We start from the raw sequence: 21,373 nt of genomic DNA, 5'->3' as shown, positions 1-21,373 counted from the left end.
CACGAGAATACGGTGCGACGTGTCCGAAAAGACCCTCCCGGAATGTCCTGGAATCCAGGATTCGCGGATTTCCGGATACCGCCATTAATAGCTGACACATGTGTCTGTCGGACCGGCGAGTACCGAAGTACGGTTCGAAAGGGCCGGGTGATTTCCGGACGAGGGAGGGCGGGTCGTGTCCACGACGCTGGAGCCGGAGCAGGCACGCGACGACACCGACGAGGGTGTCGTCCACATCCTCTGGATGAACGGCGGACTCAGCTGCGACGGCGATTCGGTCGCCCTCACGGCGGCCACCCAGCCCAGCATCGAGGAGATCGTCCTCGGCGCCCTGCCCGGGCTGCCGAAGATCGCGGTGCACTGGCCGTTGATCGACTTCGAGTGCGGACCGGAGACCGGCGCGGACAACTTCATCGCCTGGTGGCACAAGGCCGACCGCGGCGAGCTGGAACCGTTCGTGCTGGTGGTCGAGGGCTCGATCCCGAACGAGGCGGTGCACGGCACCGACGGCTACTGGGCCGGCTTCGGCAACAACCCGGCCACCGGGCAGCCGATGAAGACGTCCGAGTGGCTGGACCGGCTGGCGCCGAAGGCCACCGCGGTGGTTGCCGTCGGCACCTGTGCGACGTACGGCGGGATCCACGCCATGGCGGGCAACCCCACCGGTGCGATGGGGGTTCCCGACTACCTGGGCTGGAGCTGGAAGTCGAAGGCGGGCCTGCCGATCGTCTGCGTGCCCGGATGCCCGATCCACCCGGACAACCTGTCCGAGACCCTCGTCTACCTGCTCTACCAGGTCGCGGGCCAGGCCCCGATGATCCCGCTGGACGCCGAGCTGCGACCGCAGTGGCTGTTCGGCCGGACCGTGCATGAGGGCTGTGACCGGGCCGGCTACTACGAGCAGGGCGACTTCGCCAAGGAGTACGGCTCCCCCAAGTGCCTGGTGAAGCTGGGCTGCTGGGGTCCGGTCGTCAACTGCAACGTGCCCAAGCGCGGCTGGATCAACGGGGTCGGCGGCTGCCCGAACGTCGGCGGCATCTGTATCGCCTGCACGATGCCCGGCTTCCCGGACAAGTTCATGCCGTTCATGGACGCACCGCCCGGCAGCAGGGTGTCCACCACCGCGAGCATGGTGTACGGCACCGTGATCCGGCGGCTGCGCAAGTACACCCAGAACGCGAGCAACAAGGAACCCGGCTGGCGGCAGAAGAGTTCCGAGCTCACCACCGGCTACCAGAAGGTGTGGTAGGTCATGACCACCACCGAGTCCAAACCCGCCGCGACCGACGCGAAGAGCACCGACGTCGTCGAGATGGCGTGGGACCCGATCACCCGGATCGTCGGCAGCCTGGGCATCTACGCGAACGTGAACTTCAAGTCCAAGACCGTCGAGGAGTGCCACAGCACGTCGTCGATCTTCCGCGGTTACAGCATCTTCATGAAGGGCAAGGACCCGCGCGACGCGCACTTCATCACCAGCCGGATCTGCGGGATCTGCGGTGACAACCACGCCACCTGCTCGGTCTACGCGCAGAACATGGCGTACGGCGTCGCGCCGCCGCATCTCGGCGAGTGGATCGTGAACCTCGGCGAGGCCGCGGAGTACATGTTCGACCACAACATCTTCCAGGAGAACCTGGTCGGCGTGGACTACTGCGAGCGGATGGTCAAGGAGACCAACCCGGGTGTCCTCGAACTCGCGAACCGGACCGAGGCGCCGCACGCCGGCGACCACGGCTACCGGACCATCGGCGACATCATGCGCTCGCTGAACCCGCTCGAGGGCGAGTTCTACCGCGAGGCCCTGCACGTCAGCCGCTACACCCGCGAGATGTTCTGCCTGATGGAGGGCCGGCACGTCCACCCGTCGACGCTCTACCCCGGCGGGGTCGGCACAGTCGCGACGATCCAGCTCTTCACCGACTACCTCACCCGGCTGATGCGCTACATCGAGTTCATGAAGAAGGTCCTGCCGCTGCACGACGACCTGTTCGACTTCTTCTACGAGGCGCTGCCCGGCTACGAACACGTCGGTGAACGGCGCATCCTGCTCGGCTGCTGGGGCAGTCTGCAAGACCCGGCGTACTGCGACTTCACCTACCGCAACATGGAGTCCTGGGGCCGGAAGATGTTCGTCACCCCGGGCGTCGTGGTCGACGGCAAGCTCGTCACGAACAGCCTGCTGGACATCAACCTCGGCCTGCGGATCCTGCTCGGCAGTTCGTACTACGACGACTGGGCCGACGGCGCGCACGAGAAGTTCGTCGACGTCGACCCGCTCGGCAACCCGATCGACGTCCGGCACCCGTGGAACCAGCACACGTTGCCGAAACCGCAGAAACGCGACTTCTCCAACGCGTACAGCTGGACCATGTCGCCGCGCTGGTTCGACGGCACGGACCATCTGGCCCTCGACACCGGCGGCGGCCCGATCGCGCGACTCTGGTCGACGGCGCTGTCCGGCCTGGTCAGCACCGACTACATCCAGGCCACCGGGCACAGCGTGAAGATCCAGCTCCCGCGGACGGCGCTCAAACCGGCCACGGAGTACGAGTGGAAGATCCCGCGCTGGAGCAACGCGCTCGAGCGGAACCGTGCCCGGACGTACTTCCAGGCGTACGCCGCCGCGCTCGCGCTGCACTTCTGCGAGAAGGCGATGGCCGAGGTCAGGGCCGGCCGGACCGACACCTGGACGCCGTTCAAGGTGCCGGACGAGGGAATCTCGTGCGGGTTCACCGAGGCCGTGCGCGGCGTGCTCTCGCATCACATGGTGATCCGGGACGGCAAGATCGCGAACTACCACCCGTACCCGCCGACGCCGTGGAACGGCAGCGTCCGGGACAGCTACGGAACACCGGGCCCGTACGAGGACGCCGTCCAGAACACCCCGATCTTCGAGGAGAACCCGCCGGACCGGTTCAAAGGCATCGACATCATGCGCGCGGTGCGCAGCTTCGACCCGTGCCTGCCCTGCGGCGTGCACATGTACGTCGGCAACGGACGGGAGAAGACGCACCTGCACTCCCCGTCCATCGCCGTCAAGCCCTACTGACCCGGGGGACGAATGGATCGGCACGACGTCCACGCGCTGAGCGAGCGGATCGACGTACTGCTGGACGAGGTCCAGCGCAGCGCCGATCCCGCGCTCACGCGCAAGGTGGAGGAACTGATCCGCGCCGTGCTGACCCTGCACGGCGCAGGCCTCGAGCAGCTGCTGAACCTGCTCGGCGAGCCGCAGGTTCGGCAGCTGGTCGAGGACGACCTGGTCGCCGGAATGCTGCTGCTCCACGATCTCCACCCCGACGACATCGCGACCCGCGTCCAGCAGGCGCTCGACTCGGTCCGCCCGTACCTCGGTTCGCACGCGGGCGGGATCGACTACCTCGGCATCGACGCCGACGGTGTCGTCCACCTGCGCCTGCAGGGCAGCTGCGACGGCTGCCCCGGCTCGACCGCGACGGTCCGGCTGACCGTCGAGAACGCCGTCCTGGACGCCGCGCCGGAGGCGATCGCGGTCGACGTCGAGGGGATGGTGAAGGAGAAGGAGAGTCTGTTGACCATCCAGCCGTTCCGCCCCCATCGGGACAGCTGGCATCGGCTGGATCTGGTCCCACCCCCGGACCAGATCCAGCATCTCCCTGTCGCCGGCCTCGACCTGCTCGTCGCGAACCTGGACGGCACGTTCTTCGCTTACCGCAACACCTGCCCGAGGTGCTCGTCCGGCCTGCACCACGGCCGGCTAAAAGGGGATCGGCTGACCTGTCCACGCTGCACGGCCGAGTACGACGTACGTCTCGCTGGGCGGGCGCAGGACGGCCCGCCGCTCGAAGCAATCCCCTTGCTGCCGGACGGTTCCGGCTGGAAGGTCGCTGTCCCGGGGGTGCAGCCGGCGTGAGGCAGCGGTCGACTCTGCGTTCGCTGGCGCGATCCAAACCCCTGCCGGCCGTCGATCCGGTGGCGGTTCTTCGCGAGTACACCGGTGGGGTTCGCGAGCAGTTGGCACCGGGTGAGCAGTGCGAGATGTGCGCCGTACCGATCGGTCCCGAGCACTCGCATCTGGCCGACATCCAGGATCACCGGCTGCTGTGCGCCTGCCGGGCCTGCTACCTGCTGTTCACCGACGGCGGCGCGTCGCGCGGCCACTACCGCGTGGTCCCCGAGAACTACCGGTTCAACGCGGACTTCACCCTGTCACCGGCGCAGTGGGACGCGATGGGGATCCCGGTCAACCTCGCGTTCCTCTTCTACCAGTCCGATCAGGGCCGGTACGTCGCTTTCTACCCGAGCCCGGGTGGCGCCACCGAGTCGCTGCTCGACCTGGCCGGCTGGAACGAGGTCATCGCCGGCGATCCCCAGCTGCAGGAGCTGCTCCCGGACGTGGAGGCCGTGCTGCTGCGCCGGCTGGACGACACGTTCGAGTGCCATCTGGTCCCCATCGACGCGTGCTACGAGCTGGTCGGGATCGTGCGCCAGTACTGGGAAGGCTTCGCCGGCGGCGAGGACGTCTGGCGGCGAATCGACGCGTTCTTCGCCGGCGTCCAGGAGCGCAGCCGTGGTTGACCTGGACTTCACCTGCACCGCCGCCGAGGCCGATCGGTACGCCGCGACCCCGTCGATCCGGCTGCGCCTGCGGATCGACGAGACGACCGGTACGCCGGTACACGCGCTCGCGCTGCGCTGCCAGATCAGGATCGAGCCGATCCGGCGCCGGTACAACGACGAGGAGGCCGAAGGACTGGCCGACCTGTTCGGTGACCGGTCCCGCTGGGGCGAGACGCTGAAACCGCTGCAACTGGCGTTCGTCACCCAGATGGTCCCCGGCTTCACCGAAGCCACGGAGGTCGACCTCAACCTCCCGTGCAGCTACGACTTCGACGTCGCCGCTCACAAGTACCTGTACGCCGTCCGGGAGCACGGCGTACCGCTGTTGCTGCTGTTCAACGGGACCATCTTCACCGGCAGCCCCGGCACCCTCTCGGTCACACCGGTCGCCTGGCAGAAGGAGACGACGTACTCGCTGCCGGTGTCCGTGTGGCGGGAGGCGATGGACCAGCACTTCCCGGGTGCCGCGTGGCTGCGGCTGCGCCAGGACACCTTCGACCTGCTGTACCGCTACCGCACGCGGGAAGCGTTGCCCGGCTGGGACGACGCGATCGAGCGACTCCTGAAGGAACAGCTGGAATGAACAGGTACGACGCCGTCCAGGACCTCGCGGACGCGCTGTTGTTCGAAGGTTATGTGCTGTACCCGTACCGGGCGTCGGACGGAAAGAACCGGGTCCGCTGGCAGTTCGGCGTACTGATGCCGCCGGACTACTCGCTGCTGGATCCGACCGAGCGGTCCTGGTCGCAGACCGAGTGCCTGCTCGACGGCGACAAGGCCCTGATCCGGGTGCGGCTGCGCTTCCTGCAGGCGCAGAGCCGTGAGGTCCTCGACGCCGATCATGTTCTGGTCACGTCGCTCGAGACCGAGGACGCGACGTACCGGCCGTGGGACGAGGCCGTGGTGCGCACCGTCGACCTCGCCACGAACGTGTACCGGTTTCCCCGGCAGGTAACGTTCAGCCTGCCCGGCGGCACCGATGTCGAGGCGGTCGGCACCGCCGGGTTCCTCCGCCGGACCAGGCTGCCGATCACCGGGACCGTGACGCTGACCGTCCACGAGCTCCCGGGCCCGTACACCGTGAGCCGCATCCGGGTGCGGGTCGAGAACACCACCCCGGACGGCAGCTCGGAGCGCGTCGGAGCCCTCCGGCAGGCGCTGATCGCGCACCACGTCATCGTCGCCGCCGACGGCGCCCGTTTTATCTCGCAGCTGGATCCGCCCGAGTGGGCCAGAGCGTTCGCGGGCGAGTCCGAGAACGTCGGCCTGTACCCGGTGCTGGCCGGCGACCTGCTGCTGTCCTCGCCGATCATCCTGTACGACCACCCGACGATCGCGCCGGAGAGCCAGGGCAACCTGTACGACGCCACCGAGATCGACGAGATCCTCAGCCTGCGCACGATGACGCTGACCGACGAGGAGAAGCGCGAGGTCCGCGGTACCGACCAGCGGGCGGCCGAACTGCTGGACCGGGTCGACACCATGCCGCCGGAATTCCTCGACCGGCTGCACGGCACCATCCGCTACCTACGCAAGGTGACCGAGCCGCCGCCGGCCGACCAGCCGTGGTGGGATCCGGGCAACGACAGCACGGTCTCGCCGGAGACGGACACGGTCACGATCGGCAATGTTGCTGTGGGCAACGGCACCCGGGTCCGGCTGCGGCCCGGGATCCGGCGGGCGGACGCGCAGGACATGTTCCTGACCGGCCTCCTCGGCACCGTGGTCGCCGTACTGACCGACGTCGACGGCGAGACCCATGTCGCGGTCGCGCTGGACGGCGAGGAAGGCGAAGTGCAGCGATCCCACGGGCGCTACCTGTACTTCGGCCCGGACGAACTGGAGCCGGTCGAATGACTGTCCTGGTGGCCGGACTGGGCAACATCTTCAGCTCCGACGACGGCTTCGGTGTCGCGGTCGTCGACGAGCTCTCCCGACGGCCGCTGCCGGCCGGGGTCGAGGTGCGGGACTTCGGGATCCGCGGCATCCACCTGGCCTATCAGCTGCTCGAGCCGTACGACCTCGTCGTACTGGTCGACGCGGTCCAGCGGGGCGGCCCGCCTGGCACGGTCTACCTGATCGAGGCCGAGCCGGGCGCCGACCCCAGCGAAGAGGTGACGATGGACGCCCACGACCTCGGACCGGACGCTGTGCTCTCGCTTGTGCCGCGGCTTGGTGGCACCGTGGGACCCGTGGTGGTGATCGGGTGCGAACCGGCGGGTATCGACGCCGGGATCGGACTCTCACCGGCCGTGCAGGACGCGGTCGGGACCGCCGTACAGCTGGTGATCGACGTGGTCACCGGCGCGATGGAGGGTAGAGCGGATGTGCCTGGGTATTCCCGGCCGGGTGGTTGACTGCCCGGAGGGCGCGGACCTCGGCCGGGTCGAGGTGGCGGGCGTCGTCCGGGACATCAACGTGTCCCTGCTCGACGGCCCCTTCGTTCCCGGTGAGTACGTGCTGATCCACAGCGGCTTCGCGATCGATCGGATCTCGACGCAGCGGGCCGCCGACGCGCTCGTGTTCTTCGGGGCCGAGCTGTGAACGGCTCGGCGCTGTTCCTCCGGTACGCGTACGCGCCCAACCTGCTCGGGTACTGCGGGCCCGCCGACACCAGCGCCCTGCTCGAGTTCGGCGCTCCGGGTCGCGCCGGCACCGGCTTCCGCGCGCTGGCCAAGCAGTTCGAGGGCGCCTGGCCGCAACTGCGGACGATCGCCGCGGCCACCGGTACGGCGGACCCGCTCGACGGCGAGGTGGTCGAGGCCTACTGGATCGGCAACCGCCTGCTGGACCGGGCCGGCGACGCCGAGGGCGGACTGCCCCATCACAGCTTCCAGGTGTTCTGCCTGTATCCGTGGGCCAACCTGCTGCTCGACGAACGCCGTACCGAGCACGCGCTCCAGGTGCTCGACCAGTGCCGGATCCGGTGGGGCCGGGTGATCACGGTCAACGCCGACCAGGTCGTGGTGGAGTCGCGGCCGCTGGTGTGGAACGGCGCCCGCCTCACGCTCGGCGTGCCCTGCCGGGAGACGGTGAACCGGGGGTTCGACGGCGTCAGCCTGATCGGACCGCTGCATCCGGGCGACTGGGTGTCGATGCACTGGAACTGGGTCTGCGACCGGTTGACCACCGCCCAACTGGTTGCCTTACGCCACTATTCGGCGCACCACCTGGCGCTGGTCAATCAGCGCCTGGGCGGCCGGGCCGGGATGTCCGGGCCGAGGATCCAATGAGCGTCCGGCTGGCTGACGAGCCCCGGTGAGTTCAGCACCGCGGGCCGCGCCACCGGGCGGTTGTCCGGGACCGCGGAACGATCGGGCTCCCAGCGCGCCGGGTCCTCGGTCAGGCCGAGCAGGTACGTGACGGTGCAGTCGAGCGCACCCGCCAGCTCCGGCAGGCGTACGACGTCGACGCCGGTGCCGTGCTCGAAACTCGACAGTGTCTTGTTGGTGGTCCTGATCCCTCGCCGCGCCAGCCGGCTGACCAACTGCTTCTGCGTCAGCCCGAGCTGCAACCGCCGCGCGCGCAACCTACCGCTGACGACCAGATGCCGGTCGACGGCAAGGTCGCTGCGATCCTCGAACATGGGCTACCCCCTGCAGCCACGATCCCAATCGGCCGCGAGCGCGTCAATCGCCAGGACGCGGGGATTCCATCTCTGCCAGGGCATGCACCGTGTAGCGCGCGAAGTTGAACACCGGCGCCCGGCCCAGCAAACGTTCGAACTCCTCGTGCGAGTCGACGTCATAGATCCACGCCCCGCCGTGCGAGCCCACCACGTGGTACCGCGACAGCACCTTCCCCTCCCGCTGCAGCCGCTCGCCGTACTCCGGCATCGCCCCCACAGCCCGGGCCATCTCCGGAGAGAGCAGGCTCAACTCCATCTGCCACAGCACCAGGAACTTCATGAGCGCAGGTGCAGCCGGCGGGCCGCTTCGGCTACGGAGCCGGAGACGGACGGGTAGACGGTGAAGGCCTGGGCGACCTGGTCGACCGTCAGGCGGGCGCCGACGGCCAGGGAGATCGGATGGATGAGTTCGCTGGCGCGCGGGGCCACGACCACGCCGCCGACGACGATGCCGGTGTTGGGGAGGCAGAAGAGCTTCACGAAACCGTCGCGGACGCCCTGCATCTTGGCGCGGGCGTTGTCGGCCAGCGGCACCTTCACGACCATCGCCGTACTGCCGCCGGCGTCGAGCACCGCCTGGGTCAGGCCGACCGTCGCGATCTCGGGGGCGGTGAAGACGTTCGCGGAGACCGTTGACTGGTCCAACGGAGTGACGGCGTCGCCGAGCGCGTGCGCCATCGCGATCCGGCCCTGCATGGCGGCCACCGAGGCCAGCATCAGTACGCCGGTGCAGTCGCCGGCCGCGTAGACGCCGCGGGCCGTGGTCCGGGAGACCCGGTCGACCTGGACGAACCCGCCGTCGGTCAGCGACACGCCCGACTCGACCAAGTTCATGTCATCGGTGTTCGGCAGGGAGCCGACCGCGAGCAGGGCGTGCGACCCCTCGACCTTGCGGCCGTCGGTCAGCGTCACCACGACGCCGTCGCCCTGCCGCTTGACCGACTCGGCCCGGGACTTGCCCAGGACCGTGAGTCCGCGCCGCTTGAACACGTCCTCCAGGACCGCTGCCGCGTCAGCGTCCTCACCGGGCAGCACCCGGTCCCGCGACGACACCAGGACGACGTCGCTGCCGAGCGCGTCGTACGCGCTGGCGAACTCCGCGCCGGTGACGCCGGAGCCGACCACGATCAGCCGCTCGGGCAGTTCGTCGAGCTCGTAGACCTGCTCCCAGGTCAGGATCCGCTCGCCGTCCGGCTCGGAGCCCTGGAGGATGCGGGGCCTTGCACCGGTGGCGATCAGGATCACATCGGCGTCCAGGCGCTCGTCGCCGACCACCACGGTCTCCGGCCCGTCCAGGCGGCCGCGGCCCTTGACGATCCGGACCTTGTCGCGGTCCAGCCGGCGCTCGATGCCCTCGGACTGGGCGGTGGCCAGCGCCTTCACCCGTTGGTTGACGACGGAGAGATCGACACGCACGGAGTTCGCCGGGTCGTCGTCGCCGTCGTCCAGCCGGACGCCCAGCTCCCCGGCCTCCTCCACCTCGGTCATCACCTCCGCGGTGGCGATCAGGGTTTTGCTCGGTACGCAGTCGGTGAGCACGGCGGAACCGCCGATCCCGTCGGAATCGACGACCGTCACCTCCCCGCCCAGCTGGGCGGCCGCACTGGCCGCTTCGTACCCGCCTGGACCGCCTCCGATGATCACAACTCGCGCCACGGGAGGTCATTCTTCCGTATCCTCTGTTTCCGTGACCCTGTACGCCGCGTTTGCGTCGAATCTGGACCCGAACCTGATGTCCGAGCGGTGCCCGTACTCGCCACTGCGCGGGACCGGCTGGATCACCGGCTGGCGCCTCACCTTCGGCGGCGAGGAGCTCGGGTGGGAGGGCGCGATGGCCACCGTGGTCGAGGACCCGGCCGACCCCGCCAACCAGGTCTTCGTGGCGCTCTACGACATCCACCCCAAGGACGTCGAGCGCCTCGACGAGTGGGAGTGGATCGACCAGGGCGTCTACCGCAAGATCCAGGTCCGGGTGCAGACCCTGGACGGCGAGCAGCTGGCCTGGATGTACGTGCTGAACGCCTACGAGGGCGGTCTGCCCTCGGCCCGCTACCTGGGCATCCTGGCCGAGGCGGCCGAGGCGGCCGGCGCCCCCGACGACTACGTGGCGGACATCCGCTCACGGCCGTGTCAGTCGTCGGGTCATTAGAGTGCCCATGTGACCGATGATCTGAAGGCCGCGGCCGAGGCCTGGCTGCGCGAGGACCCTGACCCTGACACCCGCCTCGAGCTGACCAAGCTCCTGGACGCCGCGGACTACGACGAGCTGTCCGACCGGTTCGACGGCACCCTGGAGTTCGGTACGGCGGGTCTGCGCGGCGCCGTCGGCGCCGGACCGAACCGGATGAACCGGGTCGTCGTGATCCGCGCCGCCGCCGGACTCGCGGCGTACCTGAAGGCGAAGGGACTCACCGACGGACCGGTCCTGATCGGGTACGACGCCCGGCACAAGTCGGACGTGTTCGCGCAGGACACCGCGGCCGTGATGCGCGGCGCCGGCCTGGACGCCGTACTGCTCGACCGGCCGGCCCCGACGCCGGTCGTCGCCTTCGGGATCGGGCACCTGCACGCGGTCGCCGGCGTGGTCGTGACCGCGTCGCACAACCCGCCGCAGGACAACGGTTACAAGGTCTACCTGGGCGACGGTTCGCAGATCGTGCCGCCGGCCGACGCCGAGATCGCGGCCGCCATCGCCGCGGTCGGATCGCTCGCGGACGTACCCCGCGGCGACGACTGGCAGACGACCGGTGACGACCTGCTGAACGCCTACCTGGACCGGATCGCCCAGCTGGTGCCGGCCGACGCGCCGCGGGACCTCACCGTCGCCTACACGCCGCTGCACGGGGTCGGCCGGACCCTCGTCGAGGCAGCGGTCGCCCGGGCCGGGTTCGCCGTACCGCAGGTGGTTGCCACCCAGGCCGACCCGGACCCGGACTTCCCGACCGTCTCGTTCCCGAACCCGGAGGAGCCGGGCGCGATCGACGCCGCGCTGGACCTGGCCCGGTCGATGAACGCAGATATCGCGGTGGCGAACGACCCGGACGCGGACCGGTGCGCGGTCGCCGTCCCGGACGCCTCGGCGGCGGGTGGCTGGCGGATGCTGCGCGGCGACGAGCTCGGCGCGCTGCTCGGAGAGTTCCTGCTGTCGCCAGGGCCTGACGGCGTGGCGGCGTGCTCGATCGTGTCGTCGTCGCTGCTCGGCAAGATCGCGGCGTCGTACGGCGTCCGGTACGTCGAGACGCTGACCGGGTTCAAGTGGATCGGCCGGGTGCCGGAGCTGGTCTTCGGTTACGAGGAGGCGCTCGGGTACTGCGTGGATCCGGCGGCGGTGAAGGACAAGGACGGCGTGTCGACGCTGGTCCGGGTGCTGCAGCTGGCCGCGCAGGCGAAGGCGGCGGGACGCACCCTGCTCGACCTCCTGGACGATCTCGCGGTCAAGCACGGGCTGCACGCGACTGACCAGTTGTCGGCGCGCGTCGAGGATCTGTCCCTGATCGCTCAGGCGATGGACCGGCTGCGCGCGGAACCGCCCACGACCCTCGGGTCGTACACAGTCGAGCGGATCGACGACCTGAGCAAGGGGTCGGAGTCGCTGCCCCCGACGGACGGGCTGCGGTACACGCTGTCCGACGGCGCACGCGTGGTCGTGCGCCCGTCGGGAACGGAGCCCAAGCTGAAGTGCTACCTCGAGGTGGTCGTCCCGGTCACGGCGGACGTCACCGCGGCACGCGCTCAGGCAGCCACCGCGTTGGCAGCCGTCAAAACCGATCTGGCTGCCGCGGCAGGTATCTAGCTACAGAACACCTGGCGGGGGTTCTGGAGCTCAGCGGGCGGCTGCGGCCGCTTCGGCTTCCTCGGCGTGCAGAGAGCTCTGCAGCGACGAGTGCAGGATGCGGAGCGTGCTGGTGGACTGCATCAGCGCGTCCCGCTCGTCCGGGTTCCGGTTGGCCAGCGCGGCGATGTCGCTGATGGCCGCGTCGATCCGGGCGATCCGGTCGGCGACCGAACCCTCCTGGCTGCTGGCCCGGCGGATCGCCTCGGACGTGACCGTCCAGACGTCCTCCTTGTCGTTGGTGCGCCGGGACATGTCCACCATCTGGCTCAGCGCGGCGAGGTCGTGGTCGACCTGGGTGCGCTCCACCGGCACGGTGATCCCCGCGGTCGCCTGCCGCAGCCGGGTGACGTGCCCGGACAGCTCCGACCAGGTGCTCCGGCCGCTCTTGATCTTGTCCAGCACCTTCGCGTACTCGGTGTTGAACTCGTCGTAGTTCACTGTGACTCCTGCCGTTCGAGGCTCGACTCAGAAACTCTAGGGCGTCCGCAGCCGAAACAAGTAACCACACGATCGCAGATCGTGCAGGTGTCGCCAAAACGCAACAGCCGCCCGGTACGCCAACGCGTACCGGGCGGCTGAGTTACGTACCGACGTCAGGCGACGTAGGTGGAATTCGCGTTCCAGGTGTTGCAGTTGCCCGCGACGGTGTAGCTGCGCGACGCGTTGAAGCCGGCCTTCGACCAGAAGCCGTGGTTCTTCAGCGAGCCGTGGTCACGCGGGTAGCCCGGCTGGTCGCCGGAGTTGTTGACGACGTACAGCCACTGCGTGTACAGGCCGCCGCTCATCGGGTAGTAGCGCTTGTTCGCGCCGATGCTGGCGCCGCCGAGGCAGGACGCCTGCAGCTCACGACGACGGCTCTCCTCCATCTGCGCGGCGTACGTGCTGAACGCACGCTGACGCGCCCAGGAAGCACCCAGGATGCCGGTCAGCCACTGGACGTGGTGACCGTACTCGTGCGCCGTCACCTGGGTCGCGTAGGCACGCGCCAGGGTCGGGCTCGAGCCCCAGAAGCTCATGATCTCCGGCGCGTAGATGTAGATCCACGCCTTGCCGTTGTAACCACAGAAGAACGAGGTCCGGGTGACCGCACCGCAGTAGGAGTTCGCGGTGGCGGCGGTGTAGAAGACCAGCTTCGGGGCGACCTTGTACGCCGCGCCGGCCTGCTTCAGCGGCAGCGCCCACTCGGCGTAGGTGCAGCGGAAGTGCTGGGAGACGTAGGCCTGGACGCCCGCGAGCGTGCGCATCGAGACGTTGACCTCCTTGCACTTCGACGGGGTCACCGGCCCCGTCTTGTACAGGCGGTTGTAGCGCACGAGGTTCAGCGTCGACGACTTCGTGGTGACCGCGTCGCCCTGCGGCACGCTGCCGATCGAGAAGGCAGGGCCGCCGACCGGCAGCGGGTCGGCAGTCGTCGCGGTAGCAGCCGTGGCCGCCGTCTGGGTCGTGCTGGAGGTCTGCGCGGCTTGGGCGTTCGGCAGCGCCATCGTGGCCAGGCCGGCCAGGGCAGCAGCGGCGGCCACGCCACGCAGGGTGTAACGGGAGAGGTTGACCATGAGCTCCACTCTCGATGTGTCTAGGGACCTGTCGGGCTAATCCTGAGTGCACAGGGGTTCACTCAAGGGGTGAACACGGGCTCTGACGCCGCGATTCACGCCACAGTTCCGCTCAACGGCCAACTTTCTGGCCCAGAAATCGCAACTGGTCAGGAAGCATGCGCCGCCAGTAGCCGGGGGTGTGGACCCCGGCCTGCTGGCCGCCGGACGCCTGCAACTGCTCGCGGAGCTCGCGCGCGGCGCCGGCGAACGGGTCGTCGCGGCCGCAATCGATGCGGACGGCAACGTCTCGGAATCCGCTCGGCCGGTCGAACACCTGGCTGCGCTCGAAATCCGCGGCGTCGTCGAACGCTCCCGGCTGGACGTCGGCGTAGCTGCGCCACAACGCCGGGCTGAGCGCGCCGACCGCGACCGCTCGCGCGGACGGTCCCAGCAGCAGAGCGCCGTACCCGCCCATCGACCAGCCCAGGACTCCGAACCGGCTGGTCAGCAGACCCCTACGGGCCAGTAGGGGAAGGAATTCCTGGTCGAGCATGAACCCCGGGTCGTTGCCGTCGGCCCTTCGGTGCCAGTAGCTGTCCCGGCCGCCGTCCACGGTCGCCAGTGCGAACGGCGGCGTACCTGCCCGGACCGCGGCGGTCAGGTACCGGTCGATGCCGAGGTCGTTGACGGCCGACGTGTGGTCGCCGCCGCGACCGTGCAGGACGAGGACGACGGGCAGCTCGGCCGATGCGGCGTACCCGTCCGGGTAGATGACGCTGTAGCCGACCTTCGTACGCCGGCCGGACGAGTCGAAGCTCCCGGACACCACCGGACCCGCGGGTACGTCGGGTACGACGCCGTCCGGACCGGTGAGGCCGAGAACCTCGTGCACCCGGGGACGGCCGGGGATGACGCCCGTTTCCAGGGCGGCAACCGCGGCGACACCCGTCACCGCGGCCGCGGCGCCGGTGCGGACGAGGGCGCGCCGGGTCAGCACGCGCCGGTCAGCGGACCACGGCCGCGACGACCGCGATCACGGCCAGGACGCCGGCGACGATCAGCTCGGGCCGCGCCCACCCGCTCACCACGTCGCCTTCGGACTTCGCGGCGTACTGCTCCTGGTGGTGCTCGATCCGGTTGACGACGAAATCGGCCTTGGAGATCGAGCTGTCGGCGGCGAGCTTGCGGCCGCCGACCCGCTGCTTGCGCAGGTCCCGCATGACCAGCTGGACGCCGGGGGCGCGGAACCGGTCGCCGTCGGTGTGCACCCGGAGAATGTCCGTCACGTCGACGCCGGTCACCTTCGACCACGGGATCTGGTGGTCGCGCAGGTGATTACGCAGCAGCAGGTTCTCGGGGCTGAGGGTGACCGACGGCCGGATCAGGCCGACATACGCCAGCACCATGAAGATCCCGATGATGCTGCCGACCATCAGCCCGGTGGCGGTCCGCCACTCCAGCAGGATGTCGACCAGGCCGAGCGCCCCGATCACGATCACGATGGACCCGGTGATCCGGTTCGAGGCGGACAGGTACTGCTCGCTCTCCGGCGATTTCGACTTCACCCGCACAAAGTAACCGGCCCCCAGAATCAGCACTAGCCGTGGGCGGTGGGCCGCCGTCCACGGCTAGACTGCCGTGGGTGACCACACTCGACAGCGGCGTCGACAGCTTGGCCGACGTGACCTCGTCCGAGGACCGGCTGCGCCGGTTCCTGCTCGGGCTGCCGGGCGTCGACCAGGTCGGCGCGGAGGCCCGCGCCGCCACCCTGAGCACCCGGTCGATCAAGACCACCGCGAAGCAGTACGCGCTGGACCTGGCGATCCAGATGATCGACCTGACCACGCTGGAAGGACAGGACACCCCGGGCAAGGTGCGGGCCCTGTGCGCGAAGGCGAAACGGCCCGACCCGGCCGACCCGACGGCTCCGCAGGTCGCCGCGGTCTGTGTGTACCCGGACCTGGTCGCGACCGCGAAGCGTGAGCTGCAGGGCTCCGGTATCAACGTGGCGAGTGTCGCAACCGCCTTTCCCAGCGGGCGTTCCAGCCTCGCGATCAAGGTCCAGGACACCAAGGACGCGGTCGCGTCCGGCGCCGACGAGGTCGACATGGTGATCGACCGCGGCGCCTTCCTGTCCGGGCGGTACGCGATGGTCTTCGACGAGATCGCCGCGATCCGCGAGGCGGCCGGCGACGCGCACCTGAAGGTGATCCTGGAGACCGGCGAGCTGGTCACCTACGACAACGTCCGGCGGGCCTCCTGGCTGGCGATGCTGGCCGGCGCGGACTTCATCAAGACCTCCACCGGCAAGGTGTCCCCCGCGGCCACGCTGCCGGTCACGCTGGTGATGCTGGAGGCGGTCCGCGACTACCACGAGGCGACCGGGCTGCACATCGGCGTCAAGCCGGCCGGCGGCATCCGGACCGCGAAGGACGCGATCAAGTACCTGGTCACCGTCAACGAGACGGCCGGACCGGACTGGCTGGACCCGGAGCTGTTCCGCTTCGGTGCGTCCAGCCTGCTGAACGACCTGCTGATGCAACGCACCAAGCTGGCCACCGGGCACTACCCGGGCCCCGACTACTTCACCTTGGACTGACAGGCATGAGCAGATTCGAGTACGCACCGGCCCCCGAGTCGCGGGCGATCGTCGACATCAAGTCGTCGTACGGGCTCTTCGTCAACGGCCAGTTCGTCGAGGCGACGGACGGGAAGCCCTTCAAGACCGTGTCCCCGGCGTCCGAGGAGGTGCTCGCGGAGGTCAGCGAGGCCGGACCGGCCGACGTCGACAAGGCCGTTCGCGCGGCCCGCAAGGCGTACGACAAGGTCTGGGGCCCGATGAGCGGCAAGGACCGGGCGAAGTACCTGTTCCGGATCGCGCGGCTGATCCAGGAGCGCGCCCGCGAGCTCGCGGTGCTGGAGTCGCTGGACAACGGCAAGCCGATCCGCGAGTCCCGCGACGTCGACATCCCGTTGGTGGCCGCGCACTTCTTCTACTACGCGGGCTGGGCCGACAAGCTCGAGTACGCCGGGGTCGGCGACGACCCGCAGCCGTGGGGCGTCGCGGGCCAGGTGATCCCGTGGAACTTCCCGATGCTGATGCTGGCGTGGAAGATCGCGCCGGCACTGGCCGCCGGCAACACCGTCGTACTCAAGCCGGCCGAGACCACGCCGCTGACCGCGCTGGCGTTCGCGGAGATCTGCCAGCAGGCCGATCTGCCGCCGGGCGTGGTGAACATCGTCACCGGCGCCGGCCGCACCGGTCAGGCCCTGGTCGAGCACCCGGACGTGAACAAGGTCGCGTTCACAGGCTCCACCGCCGTCGGCCGCGCGATCGCGAAGTCGGTCGCGGGCACGCACAAGGCGGTCACGCTGGAGCTCGGTGGCAAGGCGGCGAACATCGTCTTCGAGGACGCGGCGATCGACCAGACCATCGAGGGCATCGTCAACGGCATCTTCTTCAACCAGGGCCACGTCTGCTGCGCGGGTTCGCGGCTGCTGGTCCAGGAGAGCGTGTACGACGAGGTGCTCGCGCGACTGAAGCGCCGGATGGGCACGCTGCGGGTCGGCGACCCGCTGGACAAGAACACCGACATCGGCGCGATCAACTCGGCGGCCCAGCTGGCGAGGATCCGCGAACTGTCGCAGATCGGCGAGGACGAAGGCGCCGAGCGCTGGTCGCCGGAGTGCGAGCTGCCGGCCAACGGCTACTGGTTCCCGCCGACGGTGTTCACCGGCGTCTCGCAGGCGCACCGGATCGCCCGCGAGGAGATCTTCGGCCCGGTGCTGTCCGTGCTGACCTTCCGGACCCCGGCCGAGGCGGTCGAGAAGGCGAACAACACGCCGTTCGGCCTGTCCGCGGGGATCTGGACCGAGAAGGGTTCCCGGATCCTCTGGATGGCGAACCAGCTGCGCGCCGGCGTGGTCTGGGCGAACACGTTCAACCGCTTCGACCCGACGTCGCCGTTCGGCGGCTACAAGGAGTCGGGCTACGGCCGCGAGGGCGGTCGCCACGGTCTGGAGGCCTACCTTGCCCACTGAGACTCCGAGGCTTGAAGTGCGTAAGACGTACAAGCTCTACATCGGCGGCGCCTTCCCCCGCAGCGAATCCGGCCGGTCGTACGTCGTGAACAATGCCAAGGGCAAGTTCCTCGCGAACGCGTCACAGGCCTCCCGCAAGGACGCCCGGGACGCGGTCGTCGCGGCCCGGAAGGCGTTCGGCGGCTGGCACGCGCGGACGGCGTACAACCGCGGTCAGGTGCTGTACCGGATCGCCGAGGTGATGGAGGGCCGGCACCAGCAGTTCAGTGCCGAGGTCTCCGCGTCCGAGGGGTTGTCGATCTCCAAGGCCCGCGCGGTCGTGGACGCGTCGATCGACCGCTGGGTCTGGTACGCCGGGTGGGCGGACAAGCTCGCCCAGGTGGTCGGATCGAGCAACCCGGTCGCCGGGCCGTACTTCGACTTCTCGTTGCCCGAGGCAACCGGTGTGGTCGCGGTCCTCGCCCCGCAGGACTCGTCGCTGCTCGGGCTGACGTCCGTGATCGCGCCGGCGATCGTCTCCGGCAACACGGTCGTCGCCGTCTCGTCGTACGAGCGCCCGCTGCCCGCCGTGACGCTGGGCGAGGTGATGGCGACCTCCGACGTACCGGGTGGCGTGGTCAACCTGCTCACCGGATCGGCGTCCGAGATCGGGCCGTGGCTGGCGTCGCACGACGACGTCAACGCGATCGACCTGTGCGGCATCGAGTCCGACGACGAGGCCCGCGACCTGGAGATCGCCGCGGCCGGCAACCTCAAGCGGGTACGCCGTCCCGCCGAGGAGGACTGGTCCGCGGACCAGGGCCTGTCGCGCCTCACGCAGTACCTCGAACTGAAGACCGTCTGGCACCCGATCGGAGTCTAGGCCGTGCTGAAGCCAGGTGATCGGGTGGCGATCGTTTCGCCGTCCGGTGGGTTGCCGGAGATCTTTCCGGGTCCGTACGAGCTCGGTCTGCGGCGGCTGCGGGAGGATTTCGGGCTCGATCCGGTCGAGTACCCGACGACCCGAAAGCTGCGGAGCGCACCCTCCGAGCGGGCCGCCGATCTGCACGCGGCCTGGTCGGATCCGTCGATTCGCGCGGTGTTCGCGTCGATCGGCGGATCCGACCAGATCACCGTGCTGAAGCATCTCGACCCGGCGGTCTTCCAGGCCGACCCCAAGCCGTTCTTCGGGTACAGCGACAACACCAACCTGCTGAACTTCCTGCATTCGCTCGGCCTGCCGGGCTACTACGGCGGCAGCGTGATGGTGCAGTTCGGCCGCGGCGGCGCGATGCACCCCGACACCGAACGTTCGTTGCGGACGGCGATCTTCGACGGCGGCGAGTTCGACCTGACACCGGCCGCCGGCTGGACCGACGTCGACCACGACTGGGCAGTCCCGGCGAACCTGGAGACCGAACCGCCGCTGTTCCCCGGCACCGGCTGGACCTGGAGCGGCACACGCGAGGTCACCGGGAAGGTCTGGGGCGGCTGCATCGAGATCATCGACTGGCAGCTCGCCGCGAACCGCTGGATGCTGCCGACCGAGTCCTACGGCGGCGTGCTGTTCTGCGAGACCAGCGAGGAAATGCCGTCGTCCGAGCACGTCTACTGGATGCTCCGCAATCTCGGCGAGCGCGGCCTGCTGGAACGCTTCGACGCGGTTCTCTGGGGCCGCCCGAAGTCCCGCTCACTGGACCGAACGCTGATCCCGGAGCAGTCGGTGGCCTACGTCGCCGACCAGTACATCGCCGTCGACCGCGCCCTGGCGGAATACAACCCCGACGCAGTCGTCGTAAAGGGCCTCGACATCGGCCACACCGACCCAATGCTGGTCCTCCCGTACGGCGGCCCCGTCCACATCAACCCGGCAGCGCAACGGATCACGGTCACCTACTGACCTCTGTCAACAACTAACGGATCGTTGTACATTCTTTGGTGAAAACCTTCATCTTCCGTACCGCCCCCGGGAGTTCAGAATGGTTCACCGCCGCTTGTCCTTGTTCCTGGCAATCCTGCTGATCGCGGTTGCGACACCGCAGACGTCGTACGCGGGCCAGCCGCCGGTCACCATCACGATCGGCTCGTCCCAGGTCGACCTGACCTTCAACGACCCGGTCGATCACGGCGGCCAGGACGTCACCCAGCTGAACAAGATGATCGCGCTGTTCAACGGAGCGCCGGCCGGGTCGGAGGTACGGATCGCGCTGTACAGCATCACCGCCAACATCGTGTACGACGCGATCGCGGCGGCCGTCCAGCGCGGCGTCCAGGTGTACGTGGTGCACAACGGCGAGGACAAGAACTCCACCGATGACTCGCCGGCCGCACTGGCGTCGCTCCTGGGCGCCAACCACCACTGGTGCGACCACGGCAGCAGTTCGCTCGCGTACGGCGGCGGATGCATCTCCAACTCGAACACCGGGCTGATGCACGCCAAGTACATGTTGTTCTCACAGACCAAGGACGCCGCCGGCGTCTCGCGGTCCTGGGTGACCTGGTTCGGCTCGCCCAACATGACGTATGCCTCGGGCGCGAACCTGTTCAACAACTCGTTCACCGTCTACGGCGACAAGACCCTGTACGACAACTTCTACAACGAGCAATGGCTGCCGCAATGGCAGGAGAACACCTACGCGGGCAACGACTTCTACAACGCCTCCGCGCCGCGCGGGTACTTCGGTTCGTCCGCCTCGCACATCCAGGTCTACTCGTCGCCGGAGCAGACCACCGACCTGGTCGCCAACCGGCTCAGCTACATCGACGCGGACGCCGACTGCCGGATCCGGGTGATGGAGGCCTCGATCAACGACACCCGCTCGGCGGTCGTCGACCAGCTCGTGTCGTTGCACAGCGGCGGCTGCAAGGTCTGGGTGGACGTCGGCGCCATCCAGAGCGCGTCGCTGAGCAAACTCAAGTCGGCCGGCATCCCGGTCCACAAGTCACCCGTGCACGACAAGACGATCCTTGTCTCGGCACGATATGCCGGCTCGAGCGCCGTACGAACGCTGGTCTTCACGGGTTCGCACAACCTGACGGCGTCGGCGCTGAAGTACAACGACGAACTGCTGGTGAAGGTCGAGGACAGTCAACCGATGTACGACGCGTTCTACGCCCACTTCAACGACGCCTACAACACGGGGACGGCCCTCTGAACGCTGGTCCTGGTGAGGGCTGGGTTCGGGTTGGGGTAGCAGGCGACCGGTGCGGTGGTGGTGATGAACTTCCATTTGATCTTGGCCTGGAAGGTGAGGCCGGGGTCGTCGTAGCTGCTGCCCTTCAGCTTCGTTTCGATGGTGCTTCCGGCGCGGCCGGACTTGAGGCGGACGCTGAGCGCGGGGAGCTGGAAGGTGGCGCCGCCGGGGATCGGACCTGCGACCTTGAGGACTGCGGTGTTGCCCTCGAGCTGCACGGACGGGGTGGAGTTCAGGCCCGAGCCGCCGGTCAGCTTCGCGCTGACATAGGCGGAGTTCGCCGGGATCGGCACCCGGAGCGTGAGGTCGCGGACCTCCTTGAGCTTGAAGCCCTTGACTTCGCCGGGGAGCGTGCCGGGTTGCAGGTGGACAGCGACGGTGAAGCGGGTGTTGGCGCGGACGGACGCCGGCGCCTGCGCCTCGACGGCCTGGCGCACCGAGATCGTGTGCCGGCCGAACTTGGTGTCGGCGCGACAGGCATAGGTGGCGATCGGTTGATTGGTCGGAGCCAGCAAGGCAAGAACCACCACAAGACTGCTGACAGTAGCCATATGACTAC

Annotated in this window: 24 protein-coding genes; 16 read left to right on the top strand and 8 right to left on the bottom strand. The window is 68.8% G+C overall.

Annotated elements, in window-relative coordinates; translation table 11 throughout:
- The first annotated feature begins 175 nt into the window (after nucleotides 1-175).
- From E0H92_RS22735 to E0H92_RS22695, 9 genes are read left to right on the top strand one after another with little or no spacing between them, the layout of a single operon-like run.
- A complete protein-coding gene (locus E0H92_RS22735) occupies nucleotides 176-1,249 on the top strand; it encodes an NADH-quinone oxidoreductase subunit B family protein (protein WP_202873777.1) in 1,074 nt (357 codons plus the stop codon).
- Between the two features lie 3 nt (nucleotides 1,250-1,252).
- Entirely contained in the window at nucleotides 1,253-3,052 is a 1,800-nt protein-coding gene (locus E0H92_RS22730) for a nickel-dependent hydrogenase large subunit (protein WP_131460271.1), read from the top strand.
- A 12-nt stretch (nucleotides 3,053-3,064) separates the two neighbouring features.
- Nucleotides 3,065-3,895, top strand: a complete 831-nt coding sequence (locus E0H92_RS22725) for a NifU family protein (RefSeq protein WP_131460272.1) — start codon at nucleotides 3,065-3,067, stop codon at nucleotides 3,893-3,895.
- Nucleotides 3,892-4,560: a DUF5947 family protein gene (locus tag E0H92_RS22720; RefSeq protein WP_202873776.1), complete on the top strand. Its 669-nt coding sequence runs from the start codon at nucleotides 3,892-3,894 to the stop codon at nucleotides 4,558-4,560. Before E0H92_RS22725 ends, E0H92_RS22720 begins: the two co-directional genes overlap by 4 nt.
- Complete coding sequence (locus E0H92_RS22715; RefSeq protein ID WP_131497650.1) at nucleotides 4,553-5,185, top strand: DUF6084 family protein; 633 nt, start codon at nucleotides 4,553-4,555, stop codon at nucleotides 5,183-5,185. The genes E0H92_RS22720 and E0H92_RS22715 overlap by 8 nt, the downstream gene beginning before the upstream one ends.
- Nucleotides 5,182-6,459 carry a hypothetical protein gene (locus tag E0H92_RS22710; RefSeq protein WP_131497649.1) on the top strand — a complete coding sequence of 426 codons (1,278 nt, stop codon included), beginning with the start codon at nucleotides 5,182-5,184 and terminating at the stop codon, nucleotides 6,457-6,459. The genes E0H92_RS22715 and E0H92_RS22710 overlap by 4 nt, the downstream gene beginning before the upstream one ends.
- Entirely contained in the window at nucleotides 6,456-6,959 is a 504-nt protein-coding gene (locus tag E0H92_RS22705) for a hydrogenase maturation protease (RefSeq protein WP_131460275.1), read from the top strand. The genes E0H92_RS22710 and E0H92_RS22705 overlap by 4 nt, the downstream gene beginning before the upstream one ends.
- On the top strand, nucleotides 6,952-7,146 hold the full coding sequence (locus E0H92_RS22700) for a HypC/HybG/HupF family hydrogenase formation chaperone (RefSeq protein WP_202873775.1): 195 nt from the start codon (nucleotides 6,952-6,954) through the stop codon (nucleotides 7,144-7,146). The genes E0H92_RS22705 and E0H92_RS22700 overlap by 8 nt, the downstream gene beginning before the upstream one ends.
- Nucleotides 7,143-7,835 (top strand): DUF6390 family protein, encoded by a 693-nt coding sequence (locus E0H92_RS22695; RefSeq protein ID WP_131460277.1) that lies wholly within the window; start codon nucleotides 7,143-7,145, stop codon nucleotides 7,833-7,835. The genes E0H92_RS22700 and E0H92_RS22695 overlap by 4 nt, the downstream gene beginning before the upstream one ends.
- Here E0H92_RS22695 and E0H92_RS22690 read toward each other — a convergent pair.
- Genes E0H92_RS22690 through E0H92_RS22680 form a run of 3 tightly spaced genes read right to left on the bottom strand, consistent with a single transcriptional unit; the run spans nucleotide 7,787 to nucleotide 9,886 of the window.
- Entirely contained in the window at nucleotides 7,787-8,188 is a 402-nt protein-coding gene (locus E0H92_RS22690; protein WP_131460278.1) for a helix-turn-helix domain-containing protein, read from the bottom strand. The two genes, E0H92_RS22695 and E0H92_RS22690, sit on opposite strands and share 49 nt — an antisense overlap.
- A gap of 43 nt (nucleotides 8,189-8,231) precedes the next feature.
- Entirely contained in the window at nucleotides 8,232-8,510 is a 279-nt protein-coding gene (locus tag E0H92_RS22685; protein WP_131460279.1) for a muconolactone Delta-isomerase family protein, read from the bottom strand.
- Nucleotides 8,507-9,886, bottom strand: coding sequence for an NAD(P)H-quinone dehydrogenase (locus E0H92_RS22680; RefSeq protein WP_131460280.1), 1,380 nt, complete (start codon nucleotides 9,884-9,886; stop codon nucleotides 8,507-8,509). The genes E0H92_RS22685 and E0H92_RS22680 overlap by 4 nt, the downstream gene beginning before the upstream one ends.
- 31 nt (nucleotides 9,887-9,917) lie before the next feature.
- Between E0H92_RS22680 and E0H92_RS22675 the strand changes: the two genes are divergently transcribed.
- Both E0H92_RS22675 and E0H92_RS22670 read left to right on the top strand, forming a co-directional pair.
- Nucleotides 9,918-10,379: a gamma-glutamylcyclotransferase gene (locus tag E0H92_RS22675; RefSeq protein ID WP_130382731.1), complete on the top strand. Its 462-nt coding sequence runs from the start codon at nucleotides 9,918-9,920 to the stop codon at nucleotides 10,377-10,379.
- 9 nt (nucleotides 10,380-10,388) lie between these two features.
- Nucleotides 10,389-12,023 (top strand): phospho-sugar mutase, encoded by a 1,635-nt coding sequence (locus E0H92_RS22670; protein ID WP_131460281.1) that lies wholly within the window; start codon nucleotides 10,389-10,391, stop codon nucleotides 12,021-12,023.
- Nucleotides 12,024-12,053: 30 nt separating this feature from the next.
- Here E0H92_RS22670 and E0H92_RS22665 read toward each other — a convergent pair whose 3' ends face one another.
- From E0H92_RS22665 to E0H92_RS22650, 4 genes are all read right to left on the bottom strand, one after another.
- Nucleotides 12,054-12,503: a hypothetical protein gene (locus tag E0H92_RS22665; protein ID WP_130382735.1), complete on the bottom strand. Its 450-nt coding sequence runs from the start codon at nucleotides 12,501-12,503 to the stop codon at nucleotides 12,054-12,056.
- A 155-nt stretch (nucleotides 12,504-12,658) separates the two neighbouring features.
- A complete protein-coding gene (locus E0H92_RS22660) occupies nucleotides 12,659-13,618 on the bottom strand; it encodes a neutral zinc metallopeptidase (protein ID WP_131460282.1) in 960 nt (319 codons plus the stop codon).
- A 112-nt stretch (nucleotides 13,619-13,730) separates the two neighbouring features.
- Complete coding sequence (locus tag E0H92_RS22655; RefSeq protein ID WP_238173548.1) at nucleotides 13,731-14,597, bottom strand: alpha/beta hydrolase; 867 nt, start codon at nucleotides 14,595-14,597, stop codon at nucleotides 13,731-13,733.
- Nucleotides 14,598-14,604: 7 nt separating this feature from the next.
- Nucleotides 14,605-15,165, bottom strand: a complete 561-nt coding sequence (locus E0H92_RS22650; RefSeq protein WP_131497647.1) for a PH domain-containing protein — start codon at nucleotides 15,163-15,165, stop codon at nucleotides 14,605-14,607.
- A 77-nt stretch (nucleotides 15,166-15,242) separates the two neighbouring features.
- Here E0H92_RS22650 and deoC point away from each other — a divergent pair, with 77 nt between their 5' ends.
- From deoC to E0H92_RS22625, 5 genes are all read left to right on the top strand, one after another.
- Nucleotides 15,243-16,199, top strand: a complete 957-nt coding sequence (deoC, locus tag E0H92_RS22645) for a deoxyribose-phosphate aldolase (protein ID WP_131285890.1) — start codon at nucleotides 15,243-15,245, stop codon at nucleotides 16,197-16,199.
- A gap of 5 nt (nucleotides 16,200-16,204) precedes the next feature.
- Entirely contained in the window at nucleotides 16,205-17,641 is a 1,437-nt protein-coding gene (locus E0H92_RS22640) for an aldehyde dehydrogenase family protein (protein WP_131497646.1), read from the top strand.
- Nucleotides 17,642-17,657: 16 nt separating this feature from the next.
- Nucleotides 17,658-18,503: an aldehyde dehydrogenase family protein gene (locus tag E0H92_RS22635; protein WP_238173547.1), complete on the top strand. Its 846-nt coding sequence runs from the start codon at nucleotides 17,658-17,660 to the stop codon at nucleotides 18,501-18,503.
- A 24-nt stretch (nucleotides 18,504-18,527) separates the two neighbouring features.
- Entirely contained in the window at nucleotides 18,528-19,520 is a 993-nt protein-coding gene (locus E0H92_RS22630; RefSeq protein WP_238173546.1) for a S66 family peptidase, read from the top strand.
- 79 nt (nucleotides 19,521-19,599) lie between these two features.
- Complete coding sequence (locus E0H92_RS22625) at nucleotides 19,600-20,775, top strand: phospholipase D-like domain-containing protein (protein WP_131497643.1); 1,176 nt, start codon at nucleotides 19,600-19,602, stop codon at nucleotides 20,773-20,775.
- Here E0H92_RS22625 and E0H92_RS22620 read toward each other — a convergent pair.
- Entirely contained in the window at nucleotides 20,751-21,365 is a 615-nt protein-coding gene (locus E0H92_RS22620) for a hypothetical protein (RefSeq protein WP_131497642.1), read from the bottom strand. The genes E0H92_RS22625 and E0H92_RS22620 overlap by 25 nt on opposite strands.
- Between the last annotated feature and the right edge of the window lie 8 nt (nucleotides 21,366-21,373).

The organism is Kribbella speibonae (genome assembly GCF_004331375.1).
Taxonomy (GTDB): domain Bacteria; phylum Actinomycetota; class Actinomycetes; order Propionibacteriales; family Kribbellaceae; genus Kribbella; species Kribbella sindirgiensis.
This window is presented reverse-complemented; position numbering and strand designations above follow the sequence as displayed.

Coding starts and splice junctions, on each gene's coding strand:
- E0H92_RS22705 (WP_131460275.1), top strand. CDS start 6,456: ATGACTGTCCTGGTGGCCGGACTGGGCAACATCTTCAGCTCCGACGAC.
- E0H92_RS22640 (WP_131497646.1), top strand. CDS start 16,205: ATGAGCAGATTCGAGTACGCACCGGCCCCCGAGTCGCGGGCGATCGTC.
- E0H92_RS22660 (WP_131460282.1), bottom strand. CDS start 13,618: ATGGTCAACCTCTCCCGTTACACCCTGCGTGGCGTGGCCGCCGCTGCT.
- E0H92_RS22710 (WP_131497649.1), top strand. CDS start 5,182: ATGAACAGGTACGACGCCGTCCAGGACCTCGCGGACGCGCTGTTGTTC.
- E0H92_RS22685 (WP_131460279.1), bottom strand. CDS start 8,510: ATGAAGTTCCTGGTGCTGTGGCAGATGGAGTTGAGCCTGCTCTCTCCG.
- E0H92_RS22690 (WP_131460278.1), bottom strand. CDS start 8,188: ATGTTCGAGGATCGCAGCGACCTTGCCGTCGACCGGCATCTGGTCGTC.
- E0H92_RS22625 (WP_131497643.1), top strand. CDS start 19,600: ATGGTTCACCGCCGCTTGTCCTTGTTCCTGGCAATCCTGCTGATCGCG.
- E0H92_RS22620 (WP_131497642.1), bottom strand. CDS start 21,365: ATGGCTACTGTCAGCAGTCTTGTGGTGGTTCTTGCCTTGCTGGCTCCG.
- E0H92_RS22730 (WP_131460271.1), top strand. CDS start 1,253: ATGACCACCACCGAGTCCAAACCCGCCGCGACCGACGCGAAGAGCACC.
- E0H92_RS22725 (WP_131460272.1), top strand. CDS start 3,065: ATGGATCGGCACGACGTCCACGCGCTGAGCGAGCGGATCGACGTACTG.